Source organism: Enterobacter sp. ENT02 (genome assembly GCF_019219165.1).
Lineage (GTDB): Bacteria > Pseudomonadota > Gammaproteobacteria > Enterobacterales > Enterobacteriaceae > Enterobacter > Enterobacter mori.
Window position 1 is genome coordinate 1 of sequence record NZ_JAHUWD010000025.1, and the last position, 319, is coordinate 319.

The window sequence follows — 319 nt, forward strand, 5'->3', positions numbered from 1 at the left end:
CCCTGTTTCACCGCACTTTTCAGGGAGCGGTGCATTCGCTCATGGCGGCCGTTTTCTTCCGGATGACCCTTTCTGATACGCTCCGGCCTGATGCCCAGCTTGATTAGCCAGACGGCAAGACGACTTAACCCGGCGATACCTGTCCCTGCGAAAGGCTGACCATTATCCGTTCTCAGGACTTCCGGCAGACCATACTCCAGGAACGCATCCGTCAGGCACTGCCTGACGAAGGGCTCGCTCTCCCGGTACGTTCCCCGGCAGCTCAGAAGATACCGGCTGTGATTGTCGGTCAGGGTGAAAGGATGACAGTATTCCCGGC

The 319-nt window shown here is 58.3% G+C and carries 1 protein-coding gene; it reads right to left on the reverse strand.

The window, feature by feature from the left end; genetic code table 11:
* Nucleotides 1–319: DDE-type integrase/transposase/recombinase (locus KW829_RS22745; protein ID WP_218309148.1), on the reverse strand; the 319-nt coding region annotated here is incomplete at both ends.